13 protein-coding genes and 1 pseudogene are annotated in these 12,332 nt (G+C 54.5%); 3 read left to right on the top strand and 11 right to left on the bottom strand.

What is annotated here, in order from left to right; genetic code table 11:
- Nucleotides 1–61 precede the first annotated feature (61 nt).
- Entirely contained in the window at nucleotides 62–244 is a 183-nt protein-coding gene (locus tag FHR27_RS27210; RefSeq protein ID WP_373565143.1) for a LysR substrate-binding domain-containing protein, read from the top strand.
- Nucleotides 245–456: 212 nt separating this feature from the next.
- Here FHR27_RS27210 and FHR27_RS04490 read toward each other — a convergent pair whose 3' ends face one another.
- From FHR27_RS04490 to FHR27_RS04480, 3 genes are read right to left on the bottom strand one after another with little or no spacing between them, the layout of a single operon-like run.
- Nucleotides 457–885 carry a CopD family protein gene (locus tag FHR27_RS04490; protein ID WP_179537921.1) on the bottom strand — a complete coding sequence of 143 codons (429 nt, stop codon included), beginning with the start codon at nucleotides 883–885 and terminating at the stop codon, nucleotides 457–459.
- 3 nt (nucleotides 886–888) lie between these two features.
- A complete protein-coding gene (locus tag FHR27_RS04485; RefSeq protein ID WP_218878447.1) occupies nucleotides 889–1,353 on the bottom strand; it encodes a DUF3817 domain-containing protein in 465 nt (154 codons plus the stop codon).
- Entirely contained in the window at nucleotides 1,354–2,355 is a 1,002-nt protein-coding gene (locus FHR27_RS04480) for a c-type cytochrome (RefSeq protein ID WP_179537920.1), read from the bottom strand.
- Between the two features lie 548 nt (nucleotides 2,356–2,903).
- Between FHR27_RS04480 and FHR27_RS04475 the strand changes: the two genes are divergently transcribed.
- Nucleotides 2,904–3,836: a GlxA family transcriptional regulator gene (locus FHR27_RS04475; protein ID WP_179537919.1), complete on the top strand. Its 933-nt coding sequence runs from the start codon at nucleotides 2,904–2,906 to the stop codon at nucleotides 3,834–3,836.
- Between the two features lie 62 nt (nucleotides 3,837–3,898).
- Nucleotides 3,899–4,108 (top strand): annotated as a pseudogene (locus FHR27_RS27205) (FAD-binding and (Fe-S)-binding domain-containing protein); the annotation flags it as partial.
- Nucleotides 4,109–4,254: 146 nt separating this feature from the next.
- On the opposite strand, the gene FHR27_RS04470 reads toward FHR27_RS27205, so the two are convergent.
- The 8 genes from FHR27_RS04470 to FHR27_RS04435 form a co-directional block, all read right to left on the bottom strand.
- Entirely contained in the window at nucleotides 4,255–4,878 is a 624-nt protein-coding gene (locus FHR27_RS04470; RefSeq protein ID WP_257027029.1) for an SCO family protein, read from the bottom strand.
- A gap of 135 nt (nucleotides 4,879–5,013) precedes the next feature.
- On the bottom strand, nucleotides 5,014–5,505 hold the full coding sequence (locus FHR27_RS04465) for a copper chaperone PCu(A)C (protein WP_179537917.1): 492 nt from the start codon (nucleotides 5,503–5,505) through the stop codon (nucleotides 5,014–5,016).
- An 89-nt stretch (nucleotides 5,506–5,594) separates the two neighbouring features.
- Nucleotides 5,595–7,652 (bottom strand): TonB-dependent receptor family protein, encoded by a 2,058-nt coding sequence (locus FHR27_RS04460; RefSeq protein WP_257026812.1) that lies wholly within the window; start codon nucleotides 7,650–7,652, stop codon nucleotides 5,595–5,597.
- Entirely contained in the window at nucleotides 7,652–9,811 is a 2,160-nt protein-coding gene (locus FHR27_RS04455; RefSeq protein ID WP_179537916.1) for a TonB-dependent receptor, read from the bottom strand. The genes FHR27_RS04460 and FHR27_RS04455 overlap by 1 nt, the downstream gene beginning before the upstream one ends.
- Before the next feature lie 72 nt (nucleotides 9,812–9,883).
- Nucleotides 9,884–10,279, bottom strand: a complete 396-nt coding sequence (locus FHR27_RS04450) for a DUF2946 domain-containing protein (protein ID WP_179537915.1) — start codon at nucleotides 10,277–10,279, stop codon at nucleotides 9,884–9,886.
- 351 nt (nucleotides 10,280–10,630) lie between these two features.
- A complete protein-coding gene (locus FHR27_RS04445; RefSeq protein WP_179537914.1) occupies nucleotides 10,631–11,305 on the bottom strand; it encodes a hypothetical protein in 675 nt (224 codons plus the stop codon).
- A gap of 70 nt (nucleotides 11,306–11,375) precedes the next feature.
- Nucleotides 11,376–11,750: a PA0061/PA0062 family lipoprotein gene (locus FHR27_RS04440; protein ID WP_179537913.1), complete on the bottom strand. Its 375-nt coding sequence runs from the start codon at nucleotides 11,748–11,750 to the stop codon at nucleotides 11,376–11,378.
- A gap of 49 nt (nucleotides 11,751–11,799) precedes the next feature.
- Nucleotides 11,800–12,087 carry a hypothetical protein gene (locus tag FHR27_RS04435; RefSeq protein ID WP_179537912.1) on the bottom strand — a complete coding sequence of 96 codons (288 nt, stop codon included), beginning with the start codon at nucleotides 12,085–12,087 and terminating at the stop codon, nucleotides 11,800–11,802.
- Between the last annotated feature and the right edge of the window lie 245 nt (nucleotides 12,088–12,332).

Raw genomic sequence — 12,332 nt, 5'->3', positions numbered from 1 at the left:
GTCAATAACTCGGCTGCCGTGCTACAGGCAGCTATAGACAGTCACGGCCGCTCGCAGCGTGATGGTGCGTGACGACCTAGCGGCTGGACGCCTAATTCGGCCTTTTGCCGACAAAGGTTTGGAGTGCCCACTGACCCAGGCGTACTACATCGTCTACCGCACTGAGTTCAGTGAGCTGCCAAAAGTACGCGACTTTCGCGACTGGTTGCTCACCGAAGCTGCCAAGGACGCTTTAGATAACTGACTATTGCGCGCTCTACCAAAGCCCACTGGAGAACGTTGATCGTTACACACCTCAGAACACCGTCTTTATCGAGCTAAGGCCCTTCAGAAAGCTGGAATACACGTGCTCTCCAGGCTGGGCCTTGCTCCAGCTGAAATTCTCGTTTCTGACACATAGATGCTGGATAGGTGGCAAGCGCTTCAAACTGCAGTAGCGGTGGCGACGTGTAGCTATTAGAACGGTTTTAAGATCACAAGAAACACGATCACTAGCGGTGCACCGAGAATGACAGGCAGCAAGACTCTTGGGTCGAAGCCAGTGTGGGTATTTCCGACAGTGAGCATGCGCCGTAATTTTCCAGCTTGTACGCCATGAATGCCCGCAAGCAGCATGACGATGGCTATTTTTGCAGACAGCCACCCATTTCCAAACCATCCAGCAATAGTCCCAATCCCTACCCCGCTACTAAGAGCAAACACCATCGCGGGTGTAGTTATAAAACGGTTCCACTTGATCAGAAGACGCAAAGTAGAACGTTCCTCAGGCATTGGAGGGCCGGGCAGTGTGCGGCTCACTAATAGAATGAATGCTTGCATCAGCAGTCCAGCGATCCATAACAGTACGAAGAAGATGTGGAATGTCTTAAGCGTCAAATAAAGCACAATCTATTCCTGTTGTTTGATATATACATTTTTTTGCAGGAATCGGGCTGTAAAAAAGCCCCCGAATGGAACCAAAGCGGCGAACAACACGCGCAGCAAAAGTCCCGTGTCCCAAGCGTGCTCTGCAGCCGTTTTAAGTGTAATCGTGGCATAAATAATGAATGCAACCCCGTGAACAGGCCCAAGCAAGGAGACGAGCTGCGGGTAATGGGCAAGGTGCTTTAGGGGTACTGCTATGCACAGTAGTAATAGCAGTGTGGTTCCCTCAAAACGCGCTGCCCATATGAGGGCTCGCGCCGGTGCATCTTCAGAGACTTTAGCGTTTCGCATACTTAAACTTACCTGGAAGGAAAAGCGTGGGGGGGTCGATGTTGCGTAATCTCGAACTAAATACCAATACTCGAAAGATTTTTGAGCATTCCCTTGGAGACGTTGAACAGTGTCTGGCGATACAGAAGAGATACTCATCTAGTCCTTAATTTTCTTATCTAGATCGTTCAGATACTCGACGATCAATTGAACGCCCTCCTCATGAGAAATAGTTGTGCCTATTTGCGGCATGTGCAGAGGGCCTGACGTTGTAATCCTTCTGGCAATTTCTTGCCGCTTTAGGTGAGTTGATTCACGGTCAGCTGTCTCTTCGTACGTCAAGTCAAGTCGAGTAAACCTAGCAGTGCCTTTAGGTCTGTGGCAGTGCGCACAATTGGCGTCGAGATAAGCTCTTGCCCTATCCTCAAGCGAGGTCGATTCAGCCCTGTAGTCAGGCGTACGTGTAATCGCCCCGGGCGAGATCGCATCCAGTTTCTGGCTACTCTGGAGATGTTCGAGCTGATTGATCAGCACCTCATCTCTATGTGCATCGATGTTCATATTCCTGAGCTTCATGCCTAGGGGCACGAGCTGATTACCCTGACGATGACAGGCAAGGCAGTCGTCGCGCGAAGGAACCCTGTAATTGATCGTTCTGCCGTGCCCTTTTTCATCTATAAAAGCAATAGGAACTGTAGCGCTATCTTGCAGCAGAAAAGCTTCATCCTGGGTGTCGTTCCATTTATAGGTAGCAGCACTCCATTTAGATTGACTCTTAATAAGAAGCCGCGTCTCCACTATTAATTGCGAAACAATATTTCCTTTACTCGAGCGTGGATAAAAGAATGTTTTGACGATTACGGTGCCATCCGGAAAGTCAGGAAGGTCATTCCCCTTCCCCTTCATTTTCTCACCCTTTGGCAACAAGAGCAGCCGCTGCTTCTCCGCGTGATCAGTGAACAGCGGCGACGCTATTTCTATAATGGAGGCTTCATCAACGGGAACAAGCTCGGACATCTTTCCTTTAAAAAAACCATATTCAGAAAGCCTTGGTTTGAAAGCAGAGCTATCTCCCTGATTTGAGTCAGTCCCGCAGCCGCTGAGCTGTATAGCAGAGCTCAAAATTATTACTGTGATCAACACAGCAACTGTTCTGCCCATGACACTGTTGCCTCATTTTTGAGCACTATTTTTTGATAGTCGAAAGACCGCGCGATCCAACCTAGCTTGGAAACTGCCTGAAAGTTTGGGTCGCAACTGATGTGCTTCATTGGATGATGATCTTTTAGTTCTCATCGCGCGTCACAGCGCGAAGAAAGTTCAAAACAGCTTCATCCTTTCCAGAAGCCACCAAATCCTTGGCAGTGCATCCACCCAATATGGAAATGGGATCGTCTTCGAACCACCTCGCCACTTGTAAAATATCCGTCTCAATACATTCGGCTAGCTTGAGAATGGTCTGGGGGATCGCAGTCACCATTACTACTAGTGCCTCTGCCCTCTCCACGGAAAGAGAGTGAGAGTCCGACGACAACGAGCACGACATGTCGCCCACGCTAGTGGCGTCTGAGGAAGAGGAGCGGTTCATAGTTCGGCCGTTGTGGATTGTTGAAAGTGCCCGACCCGGAGCGGAGCAAGGTGTGTACGGATGAAAGTTTCACGCAATGCAGCGATGGCGTAAAGGACGCTAATCCCTTATAAAAGGCCATATGAAAAACATCGCACTCTACGTCTGCCCTGAATTCTTGCTGCTTGACCTAGCCGGGCCTCTCGCCGCCTTCGAAGCCGCCTCGCTAGTGGCCGGCCGCCCCCTCTACTCCCTTGCCGTAACATCCGCCGAGGGTGGGAGTGTGTTCAACAGCAGTGGTATTGCTATGGAGACGGTCTCCTTCAACGCTATCTCGGCAGAAACTGTGATTTTCATTGGTGGCCGGCTGGAACCAATGTTCGAACCAGCTCAGATCTGTGCGGCCAGCGCACATGCATCTGGAGCGACTCGAGTGGCCAGTGTGTGCACCGGCACTTTTCTCTTGGCAGAGACCGGGCTTCTCGATGGCAGACGCGCGACAACTCATTGGAAAGCCGTCCCTCTGTTTCTGGAGCGCTATCCCTCCGTGAAGATGCAGCCCGACCTGATCTACGTAATGGACGGGAACGCATGGACGTCTGGGGGCGTGACCGCTGGAATTGACTTGGCTCTGGCATTGATCGAAGCAGACCATGGAGTAGAGATGGCTCAATCCGTGGCACGGCATCTTGTCGTGTACCACCGTCGCACAGGGGGGCAATCGCAGTTCTCGGAGCTTTCAAAGATGGAGCCAGCATCCGATCGCATAAGGCGGTCGCTGACGTTTGCGCGCGAGCATCTTGCCGAAGCTTTGCCCATCGAACGCCTGGCCGAAGCAGCCAACCTGAGCGTTCGCCAGTTCGGCAGAGCATTCCGTCAGGAAACGGGGGAGACACCTGCCAAAGCAGTGGAGCGTTTACGTGTCGAAGCAGCGCGCCTGAGATTGCGTGAAGGTTCGGAGCCAATCGAAAAAATAGCCATATCCGTAGGCTTTATCGATCCAGAACGGATGAGGCGGGCTTTTATAAAGCTCCATGGAATGTCACCGCAAACTGTGCGGCGCGTGGAAAGATGAATTTCGCTTCCCATGCGAGCGTCAGGTCGCCGAAGTTCATGCTAGGCGTGAACGTGGTCGACTGCCCTATGTCTGGCACTTACGGCCACGAAGCACGCAACCTGCAATCATCCAAAACGATCTTCTCTCAATCGTGGGGGCCTGCGCTGAAATCTGAGGACGGAGCGGAGCCGCTGGCAACCGGCGATTCATGCCGCAGCCAGTCCGCGAGGATGAACGATAAAAAACTGCGTCACCCCATTCAGGCCTTACTGGAACACTACGAAGACTGAATGCTTGCTGGGCATCCAGTCTCACGTGCTAGAGGCGACAGCTCGAATCGCCCCATGCTGACCGCCTCCATGCGATTGATTTAGCCGCAGCTTGGCTTGGGGAACGCGAAGTACAATCTGACTTGCTAGATACCGCTCCGACCTCCTTATGGGCCGGCACTCGAGAACAGTTTGGGCAGGGTCTCGATGAGTTCTTTCACCTTCAGCGGCCCTCTGACGTAACCGACCTGCTTACCCTCTGGGTCTATCAGCGCCAGGTTGCCGGTATGCACGACAGGGTAGTTGGGTTGGCTGGTGTCCCCAGGCACGAATGGCAAGCCGATGACACTGGAGGCGTGCTGTACCGCTGCGAGCTCTCCCGTCATCGCGGTGAAGCTCGGATCAAAGTAGGTCACATATTGCTGGGCACGCTCAGGTGTATCCCGGTTCGGATCCACGCTGACCATCGTCACACCCATTAGCTCACGTGACTCAGGCGGTAGCGCCAGGTAAACCTGCCTCAGTTCACTCAAAGCTGTAGGGCAGATGTCCGGGCAAAAGGTGTAGCCGAAGAGCACCAACGTCCATTTCCCAGCGAAGAATTTCGGGCCGAAAGCCTGCCCATCCATGGTGGCCAATTGAACACCTGGAAGCTCACGAGGGCTGGGCATCAGCACGATATCGGCACTCGCCAGCTCCGCCTCATCCAATGGCGCTTCCTTAAAGGCCCAGTAGGCAACTCCTGCTCCGACAACACATGCAGCAGTGAAAAACAGTAGCAAACGACGCATCAATATCTCTCCAAAAAAATACAACGCGAGCTCGAGATGAGCTCTACAGCGAGAGCTCTCTTGGCAACCGCGGGCCAGCAGCTGTGCTGGCCGCGATTAAGGGGAATATCGGGAATCCCTTTGGCGCCCTGAAACTCAGTGCTGGTGACCTTCGCCATGGCCTTGGTGAGATTGCTGCTCAGCAGGGGCGTCCTTTTGTACGACGACGTCGACTTCAACCGCGCCGGCCTTTTCAAAGGTCAGCGTGAGGGGAAAGTGATCACCCGCTTTGGCTTGCTGCTTCACGTTAATCAGCATCACGTGATAGCCCATCGGCTCGAATTTCACTTCACCTCCAGCAGGAATTTCTATGCTCATCACCTGCTGCATCTTCATCGCACCGTCAGCATGCACATGCTCGTGCAGCTCTGCTTTTCTGGCGACGCTGGTACTCACGGTGAGCAGGCGATCAGCGTCGCTGCCCTGATTCTTGAGGACGAAGTACGCAGCAGCTGTTGGTGCCACAGGTGGGAGCTCGCGTGACCACGGGTGAATAATTTCAATGTCGCCAGCCTGAAACTCGTGCGCATGAGCAACCTGGGCAAGCGACAGGAACGAGAGTGCCAAAAGGGATTTTGCGAGGGACATGGGATTACCTATTTGTTTAAGCAGGCGCCGTTCAGTACTACTGCCCTGCGGAGGATGAATGAGTTGTAGATCGGTTAAGCATGAAGCGGTCATAGACGCCACTCGAGGCCCAAATAGACGCTACGGCCATCGCCGGGGAAGTAATAAGCACCGTCCACGCTCCGCACATTGGCCTGCACAGCTGTTGTGGCGGCGTAGTTGCGGTCAGCAAGATTTCGCCCTTCTACGAACCAACTGGTGTGCCGGCCCAACGCACCACCGACCGTCATGTTGAGCAGGCTGTACCCACTGGCTGATAAGGTGTTGGCGTGATCGATGTATGTCTTGCCTGGCAACCACTCGAGAGCGGGCGCGATGTAAAGCCATGAGGACGGCGACCAGCGCAGTTCTGCGCGGATAAATTGGCGAGGGATTCCAGCCAATTGATTATCGCCGTAAACCGAATCGCCATCGAACTTGAAGTCGTTGAAGAGGTAGTTCATACGCACCGACCATTGCTCGGCCAGAGGTACATTGGCGTACAGCTCTAAGCCCTGATGAATTGTCTTGTCTGCGTTGACCGTGCCGAGTGCATTGCCCTGGCTATCGGTCAGCGACAGCAATTCGCGGTCGATCCAGGATCGGTAAATCACCGCATCGAGCTGCAGATCACCACGGCGGTGGCGGTATCCGAACTCCCAGGTAGTCGACTCTTGATCTTCAGCGAGGGGCTGGGTGTTGACCGTGATTTCGCCGAATGGGGGCGCTTCATAGCCACGGCTCACACTCATGAACCACTGTGTATTGTCGTCTGGTTCAAACAGCACACCGATCTTGGGACTCATGCCCTCGTAGCGTTCGTCATAACTGATTGCGGGTAACCCACTGAAGGTCGTTTTGCGCTCAGCCTGCACAACCTGCGCGCCGACTTCGACGGCCCAGTGGCTGCTCAGTCCGTACTTAAACTGGCCATAAAGAGTGCTCTCGTTAGCGTCGAGATCGCTCTGGCGGGTCAGAACACCTGGCTTACCGTTAGGATTGGTGAAGCGATCCTCTTCGCCTTCAAGACGCGAGTAGGAAGCTCCCAATGTCAGCTTGCGAGTCAGATCCGCCTGACCGAATTCGGTGGCCATCCTGACGCTCAGCCCTGTATCGATAAGATCCTGCTGCAGAATCGCAAAGGTCATCGCATGATCTCGCTTGCGATCCGCGACATAAAACGACGTCTCGACTTCAGTCTGCTCAGAAGCATTCCAGCTCAGCTTCAGTGCTGCTCGATCAAGGCGGTAGTCGTTGTGTGCATTCAGGCGCTCGTAGTTGGCACCCGCAGAACGGGGAGCGTTGCGTAGTGCTGTTTTGCTGATGCTCCCCGGCATTTCCATCTTGCTTTCGAGGTGGGTCAGGAACAGACGCGCTTCCAAGTCTTGGGAAATTCGCATACCGATATTGCCGAAGTAACGTGTGGAGTCCGTTGCGGACTGATCGCGATAACCGTCCTGATGGCTGTCGGTGATGCTCAGAAAACCGTCGAAGACATCACCGGCCCCGGCAACAGCCACCTGATTGCGGCGTTGATCGTAGGCACCAGCTTGGGTACGCAATTGCAGAGGCCCTTGATCTCGCCCAGTAGGTGAGACGAAGTTCACCGCACCTCCAAGGGCGTTAGAGCCATACTCCAGACCGCTGGAGCCTCGCCACACCTCTATGTACTTTGCTGCGAGAGGCTCTATTGACTGGAAGTCACCGCTGCCGTCGGCGTGATTTAGTGGGATGCCATCCTGGTAAAGCTGGATGCCGCGCATCAGAAAGCCACGCTGAATACCCGAGCCACGAATGGAAAATCTAGCCTCATCGCCGTGACGACTCTGAGCCAAAACACCCGGCGCATAGCCCAAGGCATCAACCACCGTGGTCGCTCGTCCATTACGGTAACTTTGGGCATCGATAACAGCAGTGCTGGCAGCTCGGCTCTCCAGATTCTCGCGCGCGCTCGTCTGTACATTGTCCCTGTTGCCGACAATATCCAGAGGATCCAGCTCGATTTGCGCAGGCAACCCATGTACCGCATCAGCCGCTTTCAAGTGGCCCAAAGGCATAAGCAAGAACAAGCATGACAGCAGTGCGGAGGAGCGAACTGGTAACTCGGTACGACGCTGTATGAGCATCATCAGTATCTCCACTGCACGGCCACTTCGAGGCTACGCGGCTCACCCAGGTAGTACTGGGTGTTGGTCTGATGAATGAAGCGTGCGTATGTCTCGTCGGTGAGGTTACGCAGGCGCGCACTCAGCTCGGTATGCGCGTCGAGGTCGTGCTTGAGGAACATTCCGTAGACCGTGTAGGACGGTACCCACATGGTATTGGCTGTATTGGCGTAGACCGAAGACACGTAGCGTGCATCGGCGCCGATTTGCCACTGCGGTGCCAAATCGTAGGTCAGCCAGAGGTTGGCGGTGCGATCCGGAATGTTCACCGGGTTCTTGCCCTTGCGTGAACGCACCACGCCGGCGACGGTTTCATTGAATTCGTCGTATTCGGCCCGCACCCAGGCGAAATTACCGGCTGCCAACAACTGCGGAGTTATCTTGAACGATGCTGCCAACTCGATACCCGTAGAGGTCTGCTGGCCAGCCTGCTCAGTGGTGTTCTGCAGTGTGGAGGATGGCACCGAGATGTTCTTGCGCACGATTCGGTAAGCAGCTGCTGTGGCAGATCCGCGGCCGTCGAGGAAGTCGAATTTGCTACCGACTTCGATCTGGCGTCCGGTGCTCAAGTCGAAGTCACCGACCTGGCCGATGCTTGCGCTGGTCAGGGTTCCGCCTGGCGGCTCGGCTGAGGTGCTGTATTGGGTGTAGAGGCTGGCGTTATCGGTCACGTCATAGACGAGCCCTGCCCTACCGGTAAAGGCGTCCCAGCGGCGATTGAGTGAGTTGCGCGCCGCGTGGTCAACTACCTCGAAATCAATGTGGTCGTAGCGCAGCGCGGTAATCAGTGCCAGACGATCAGTCAGGCGTGTGCGGTTCTCCACAAAGGTCGACGTGGTATCCGTCCAGGTGCTGCGGCCTTTCGTGCGTGCGGCATCCATGCCAGGGATGTCGAGAAACTCGCCTGGATCGAAGCTGCCTGGGTCTACCGCAGCGCCGAAAGGCCCATTGATGGACAGTGGATAGTTAACCTGCTTGTTGCGGCTGTACTCGAGGCCAAAGGCCCAGTCGCTGGCCCGATCGAACAGTTCGCTCGCGTGCGTCAACTCCAGACGATTACCGTTCACCTCTTGATCATGCCGCTGGCGATAGCCCGCGGAGCGAGCTACGGCGCTGTTGTCCGCGTTGAAGCGGTACACCTCCAGATTTCGGTAATCGCGCTGACCGTCATAGTGATAGAAGGTGTTGCGCAACCCTGTGGAGTCGTCGAAGCGGTAGTCGGTAATCGAGCGCAACCAGCGAGTTCTCTGCTCGTAGCGCCCATCATCGACGTTGTAGTTTTTGAAGCGGTTATGTTTTTCGATATGCAGCTTGCCGCTCAGTGGCTGCAGCACTGGCGAGCCCCAGTAAGGGCTGTCCTCCTGCTCTTCCAGATACTCGATGGCGAGTGTGTGGGAGAGCTGGTCGTTGATATCGCTCAACAAGGAAAAAGCCAGATTGCCAGCTCCGTTCTCCTGACGATCGATGTAGCCATTGGTGTGGGTGCGGCTGTAGTCCAGACGCGCGTAATGGCGCGCTCCGTCACCCTCGTTGAGGGCCTGGTTTACGCCGATGGCAGTCTCCCAGGTGTCGTAACGCGAGTAGCTCACTCGCCCCTCGATGCTGTTCTTGTCGCGGCTGGCCAACTTGGTGATGAAGTTTAGGCTACCGCCCACCGCGCCACTGCCATTGAGAAAGGACGAGGGCCCACCCAGCAGCTCGACGCGATCGTAGATCCACGCACCGACCGGGCGCGCTGAGCCGCCGTATTGCAGATTGATGCCGTTGAACAGCTGTCCAATCTGCCCGCCATTGAAGCCGCGGTAAGAGACATAGCCACCCCAGCCAGGTGGTGCGGAGGCATTCACTCCAGGCAGCGCATTAGCCGCATCTTGGAAGTTGCGCGCACCGATGCGCTCCATCGTCTCGCGGTCGGCCACACTGACGGATGCGGGGTTCTCACGGGCGCTCAGGTTTAGGCGCGAGCCACTCTCGATGGCCTCATCCAGATCGATACCCGTTGCTTCTTTAGGCTCTGCAGCAACTGCGGAGACGGTACTGACAGGTAGTTTCAGGGCGTTATCTTGCGCCAACGCAGGATGGCTACTGCCAACGAGCAGCGCCAGGGTGGTCATGCGGAACATAAAGGACTTCCAGGCTTTTATTCGATAAGCCCGCACACGGCCCGGCATCACAGCCAGCCTGAACGGGTACTTTCAGAGCGAGAGAAGTCCGAGGGGCGATGCACGTGGATTGGCCGGAGGCCAGCGATACCGATTCAATCGGGGGCGTTGTGAGCCGGACAGAGGCCGCACCTGATCGGCAGCTAGCAAGCCCCACAGACCGTAGAACGCGGCAAGAATGATGGCGCTGAACAGGCTGGCCAACGCGCAACTGGATCCAGTGACGGGGTTTGCTGCAACCAAACCAGAACCATCAAGATCGGCCCCGGTACCCATACTGTCGTCGAGGGAACAATACTGCCCATCGAGGCCAGCCAACTGCAGGCCTGCCATCTGACCATGACCGATCGCGCAGGCGAACGCACTGAACAGGATGCATCCATAGAGCACCCAGGCTACGAACGCGCGTTCATTGCGTGCGAATTTCATGAGGCGATACGTTACCGCAGTATGGGTCGACGTACAGGTCAGCGGAGTTAACAACCGCGCCGACCCAACCGTTCAGTGGTGTTAGAAAGCTGCACACCCTTCAGTAGAAACGCTGATGCTGACAGCAGCGAAGCATATTGCACCTGCGACATCCCGCCTCAGGCTTACGAGCCTCGATACAAGCTGGCTCTGCACCTGGCAATTCCGGGGGGTGATTGGCAAAATCCGACAACACGCCCCGACCCAGGATGGCAAGTTGTCGCACCTCTTAGCTGCCGACTTCCAAGGAACCTAACCGCATACCCTCCCCCCATCGCAGAGATCGACTTGCGACATCGTCACCGGCAATGTCTACTCCACAGGTACTTCCTTCAATCGCTGTTCGAGTAACTCAAGTGCTTGTCGCTGAACCTCTCCCTGCTGCCGTATTTCTGTAACGATCTCGCTCTCTCGTTTACTACGCGGCCAAAGCGGTGCCAGCGCGAATGATGCTGTGCCATGGATGGTTCCCAAGTAACGTCCATCTGACTTATGGAAAGCCAACGAAAGGGAAGAAGCCGGCTCAGAACCGCGACCATCGATCAGCTGAGTGTTCATGCTCAATGTCGCAATGAGCGGCAAACCGCTGCGTGCAGCATCGTCGAATGATTGGAATGAGCGAACCTCGCCGAACCGTTCCTCAAGCACTCGCGTCACCCCCTCCACGCTAAAGCGTGGTTGCGAGGTTTCCACATAGGCACGCCGGATGTTCTCGGTATAAAGGCGCGCCGTCAGCGCATCCTTGTAATAGCTGTTATAGGCCCCAAGCTCTTCAATCGTCTCAATCACTGAGCCAGTAATGATCAGGGCGACAGGGCCTGCTGGTAACCCGGCGGGAACCTCTACTTGGTCATAGTGGTTCTCGGTAATGTGTTTAGACGTGCAACCGATGACGATCATCAATGAGATTGCAGCAGCTGATATCTTCAAAAATCTTGGCAATGTTTTTCTAATCTGAAAAAGGGATGAGAGCCAAACTAGGGACATGATTTTGAACTGCAGTGATTTATGAGTTCTTCTCAAGGCACAGAGGCACGACTAAATTTCTCAACATGAATCAAAAAGAGCTCTCTCCCAGAAGCACACCATTCTCGTCAATCAATTGTAGGGCTTTGGTAACGCCCCTGTCGGCGACCGATATTTTATAAGTACTTGCCTTGCTGAAATTGTCATAGTCGATCAAAACAAACCTGTTGAACGTGTAATTTTTACCTGACTCACCAACGACGAGCACTTCCAAACGGTTATGACCTGAGAGGACAGAAAAATAACGCCCGCTCTCCACACGCTCTCCATTCAATTTACTGGCCACTAGCGTGTGAGTAGAGTCGCGGGAAAACAACACTACACTTTTCGAGTCTATTGGTGCCGGCAACGTACTGGTGCAAGCTGACAACAAAACAACTGCGGCAGCAATCATCCAAACTTTCATTTTTTATACCTTTAAGTGGTTAGGAGTCAGTTCCTGCAAGAACGGCGTCTCATGCCGCTGCGCTGACCAAGGCTCCGAAAGAGACTCGGGAGCATTTTGCAATTAACAGATTCGCCAGTATTTCAAGCGGTTTGGAAGACAAGTGATCGTGCATGGCGTTTGCGTCATACCAAACGAGCTCAATAATCCAACCATTGGCTACCTGAGTTCGTTTCAAGCTGCAGTCAGTACACCTGACCGAAACCTGCTTTATGTATTTCAAAAGCAATAGAACCTCTAGCTGCAGGTCTTCACCCTTTTTAGCCTCGAACTCGATGACGTTGCTTACTGGTGACATGCTGGAACCCCTAAGGCTTAGAGCGCGTAGAAAGGGCATTTGAAAGCGAACCTGCTTCATGACAGCGGTGCGGTAGTAGCCCTGGTTTTCCCTACACCTCGTCAGGCAAGCTCGAACTCACAAGCGCTGAATAACGCTTTTTCGGGATTGCGGAGCCAGCATAAGGCAGGCTATCTTGGCGAAAATGACAAAAAGCTGCTCGTTTCCGCCAATCGCAGCAAGATCAAGCCGCCATTCTCTGGAGG

Source organism: Pseudomonas flavescens, from assembly GCF_013408425.1.
GTDB classification, from domain to species: domain Bacteria; phylum Pseudomonadota; class Gammaproteobacteria; order Pseudomonadales; family Pseudomonadaceae; genus Aquipseudomonas; species Aquipseudomonas fulva_A.
The sequence above is the reverse complement of the archived record's forward strand: the minus strand, read 5'-3'. Positions and strand labels throughout refer to the sequence as shown.

Bases quoted from the DNA above. Each gene is read 5' to 3' on its own strand.
- FHR27_RS27210 (WP_373565143.1), top strand. From the start codon at position 62: ATGGTGCGTGACGACCTAGCGGCTGGACGCCTAATTCGGCCTTTTGCC.
- FHR27_RS04485 (WP_218878447.1), bottom strand. From the start codon at position 1,353: ATGAGTATCTCTTCTGTATCGCCAGACACTGTTCAACGTCTCCAAGGG.
- FHR27_RS04480 (WP_179537920.1), bottom strand. From the start codon at position 2,355: ATGGGCAGAACAGTTGCTGTGTTGATCACAGTAATAATTTTGAGCTCT.
- FHR27_RS04475 (WP_179537919.1), top strand. From the start codon at position 2,904: ATGAAAAACATCGCACTCTACGTCTGCCCTGAATTCTTGCTGCTTGAC.
- FHR27_RS04470 (WP_257027029.1), bottom strand. From the start codon at position 4,878: ATGCGTCGTTTGCTACTGTTTTTCACTGCTGCATGTGTTGTCGGAGCA.
- FHR27_RS04465 (WP_179537917.1), bottom strand. From the start codon at position 5,505: ATGTCCCTCGCAAAATCCCTTTTGGCACTCTCGTTCCTGTCGCTTGCC.
- FHR27_RS04460 (WP_257026812.1), bottom strand. From the start codon at position 7,652: ATGATGCTCATACAGCGTCGTACCGAGTTACCAGTTCGCTCCTCCGCA.
- FHR27_RS04455 (WP_179537916.1), bottom strand. From the start codon at position 9,811: ATGTTCCGCATGACCACCCTGGCGCTGCTCGTTGGCAGTAGCCATCCT.
- FHR27_RS04450 (WP_179537915.1), bottom strand. From the start codon at position 10,279: ATGAAATTCGCACGCAATGAACGCGCGTTCGTAGCCTGGGTGCTCTAT.
- FHR27_RS04445 (WP_179537914.1), bottom strand. From the start codon at position 11,305: ATGTCCCTAGTTTGGCTCTCATCCCTTTTTCAGATTAGAAAAACATTG.
- FHR27_RS04440 (WP_179537913.1), bottom strand. From the start codon at position 11,750: ATGAAAGTTTGGATGATTGCTGCCGCAGTTGTTTTGTTGTCAGCTTGC.
- FHR27_RS04435 (WP_179537912.1), bottom strand. From the start codon at position 12,087: ATGTCACCAGTAAGCAACGTCATCGAGTTCGAGGCTAAAAAGGGTGAA.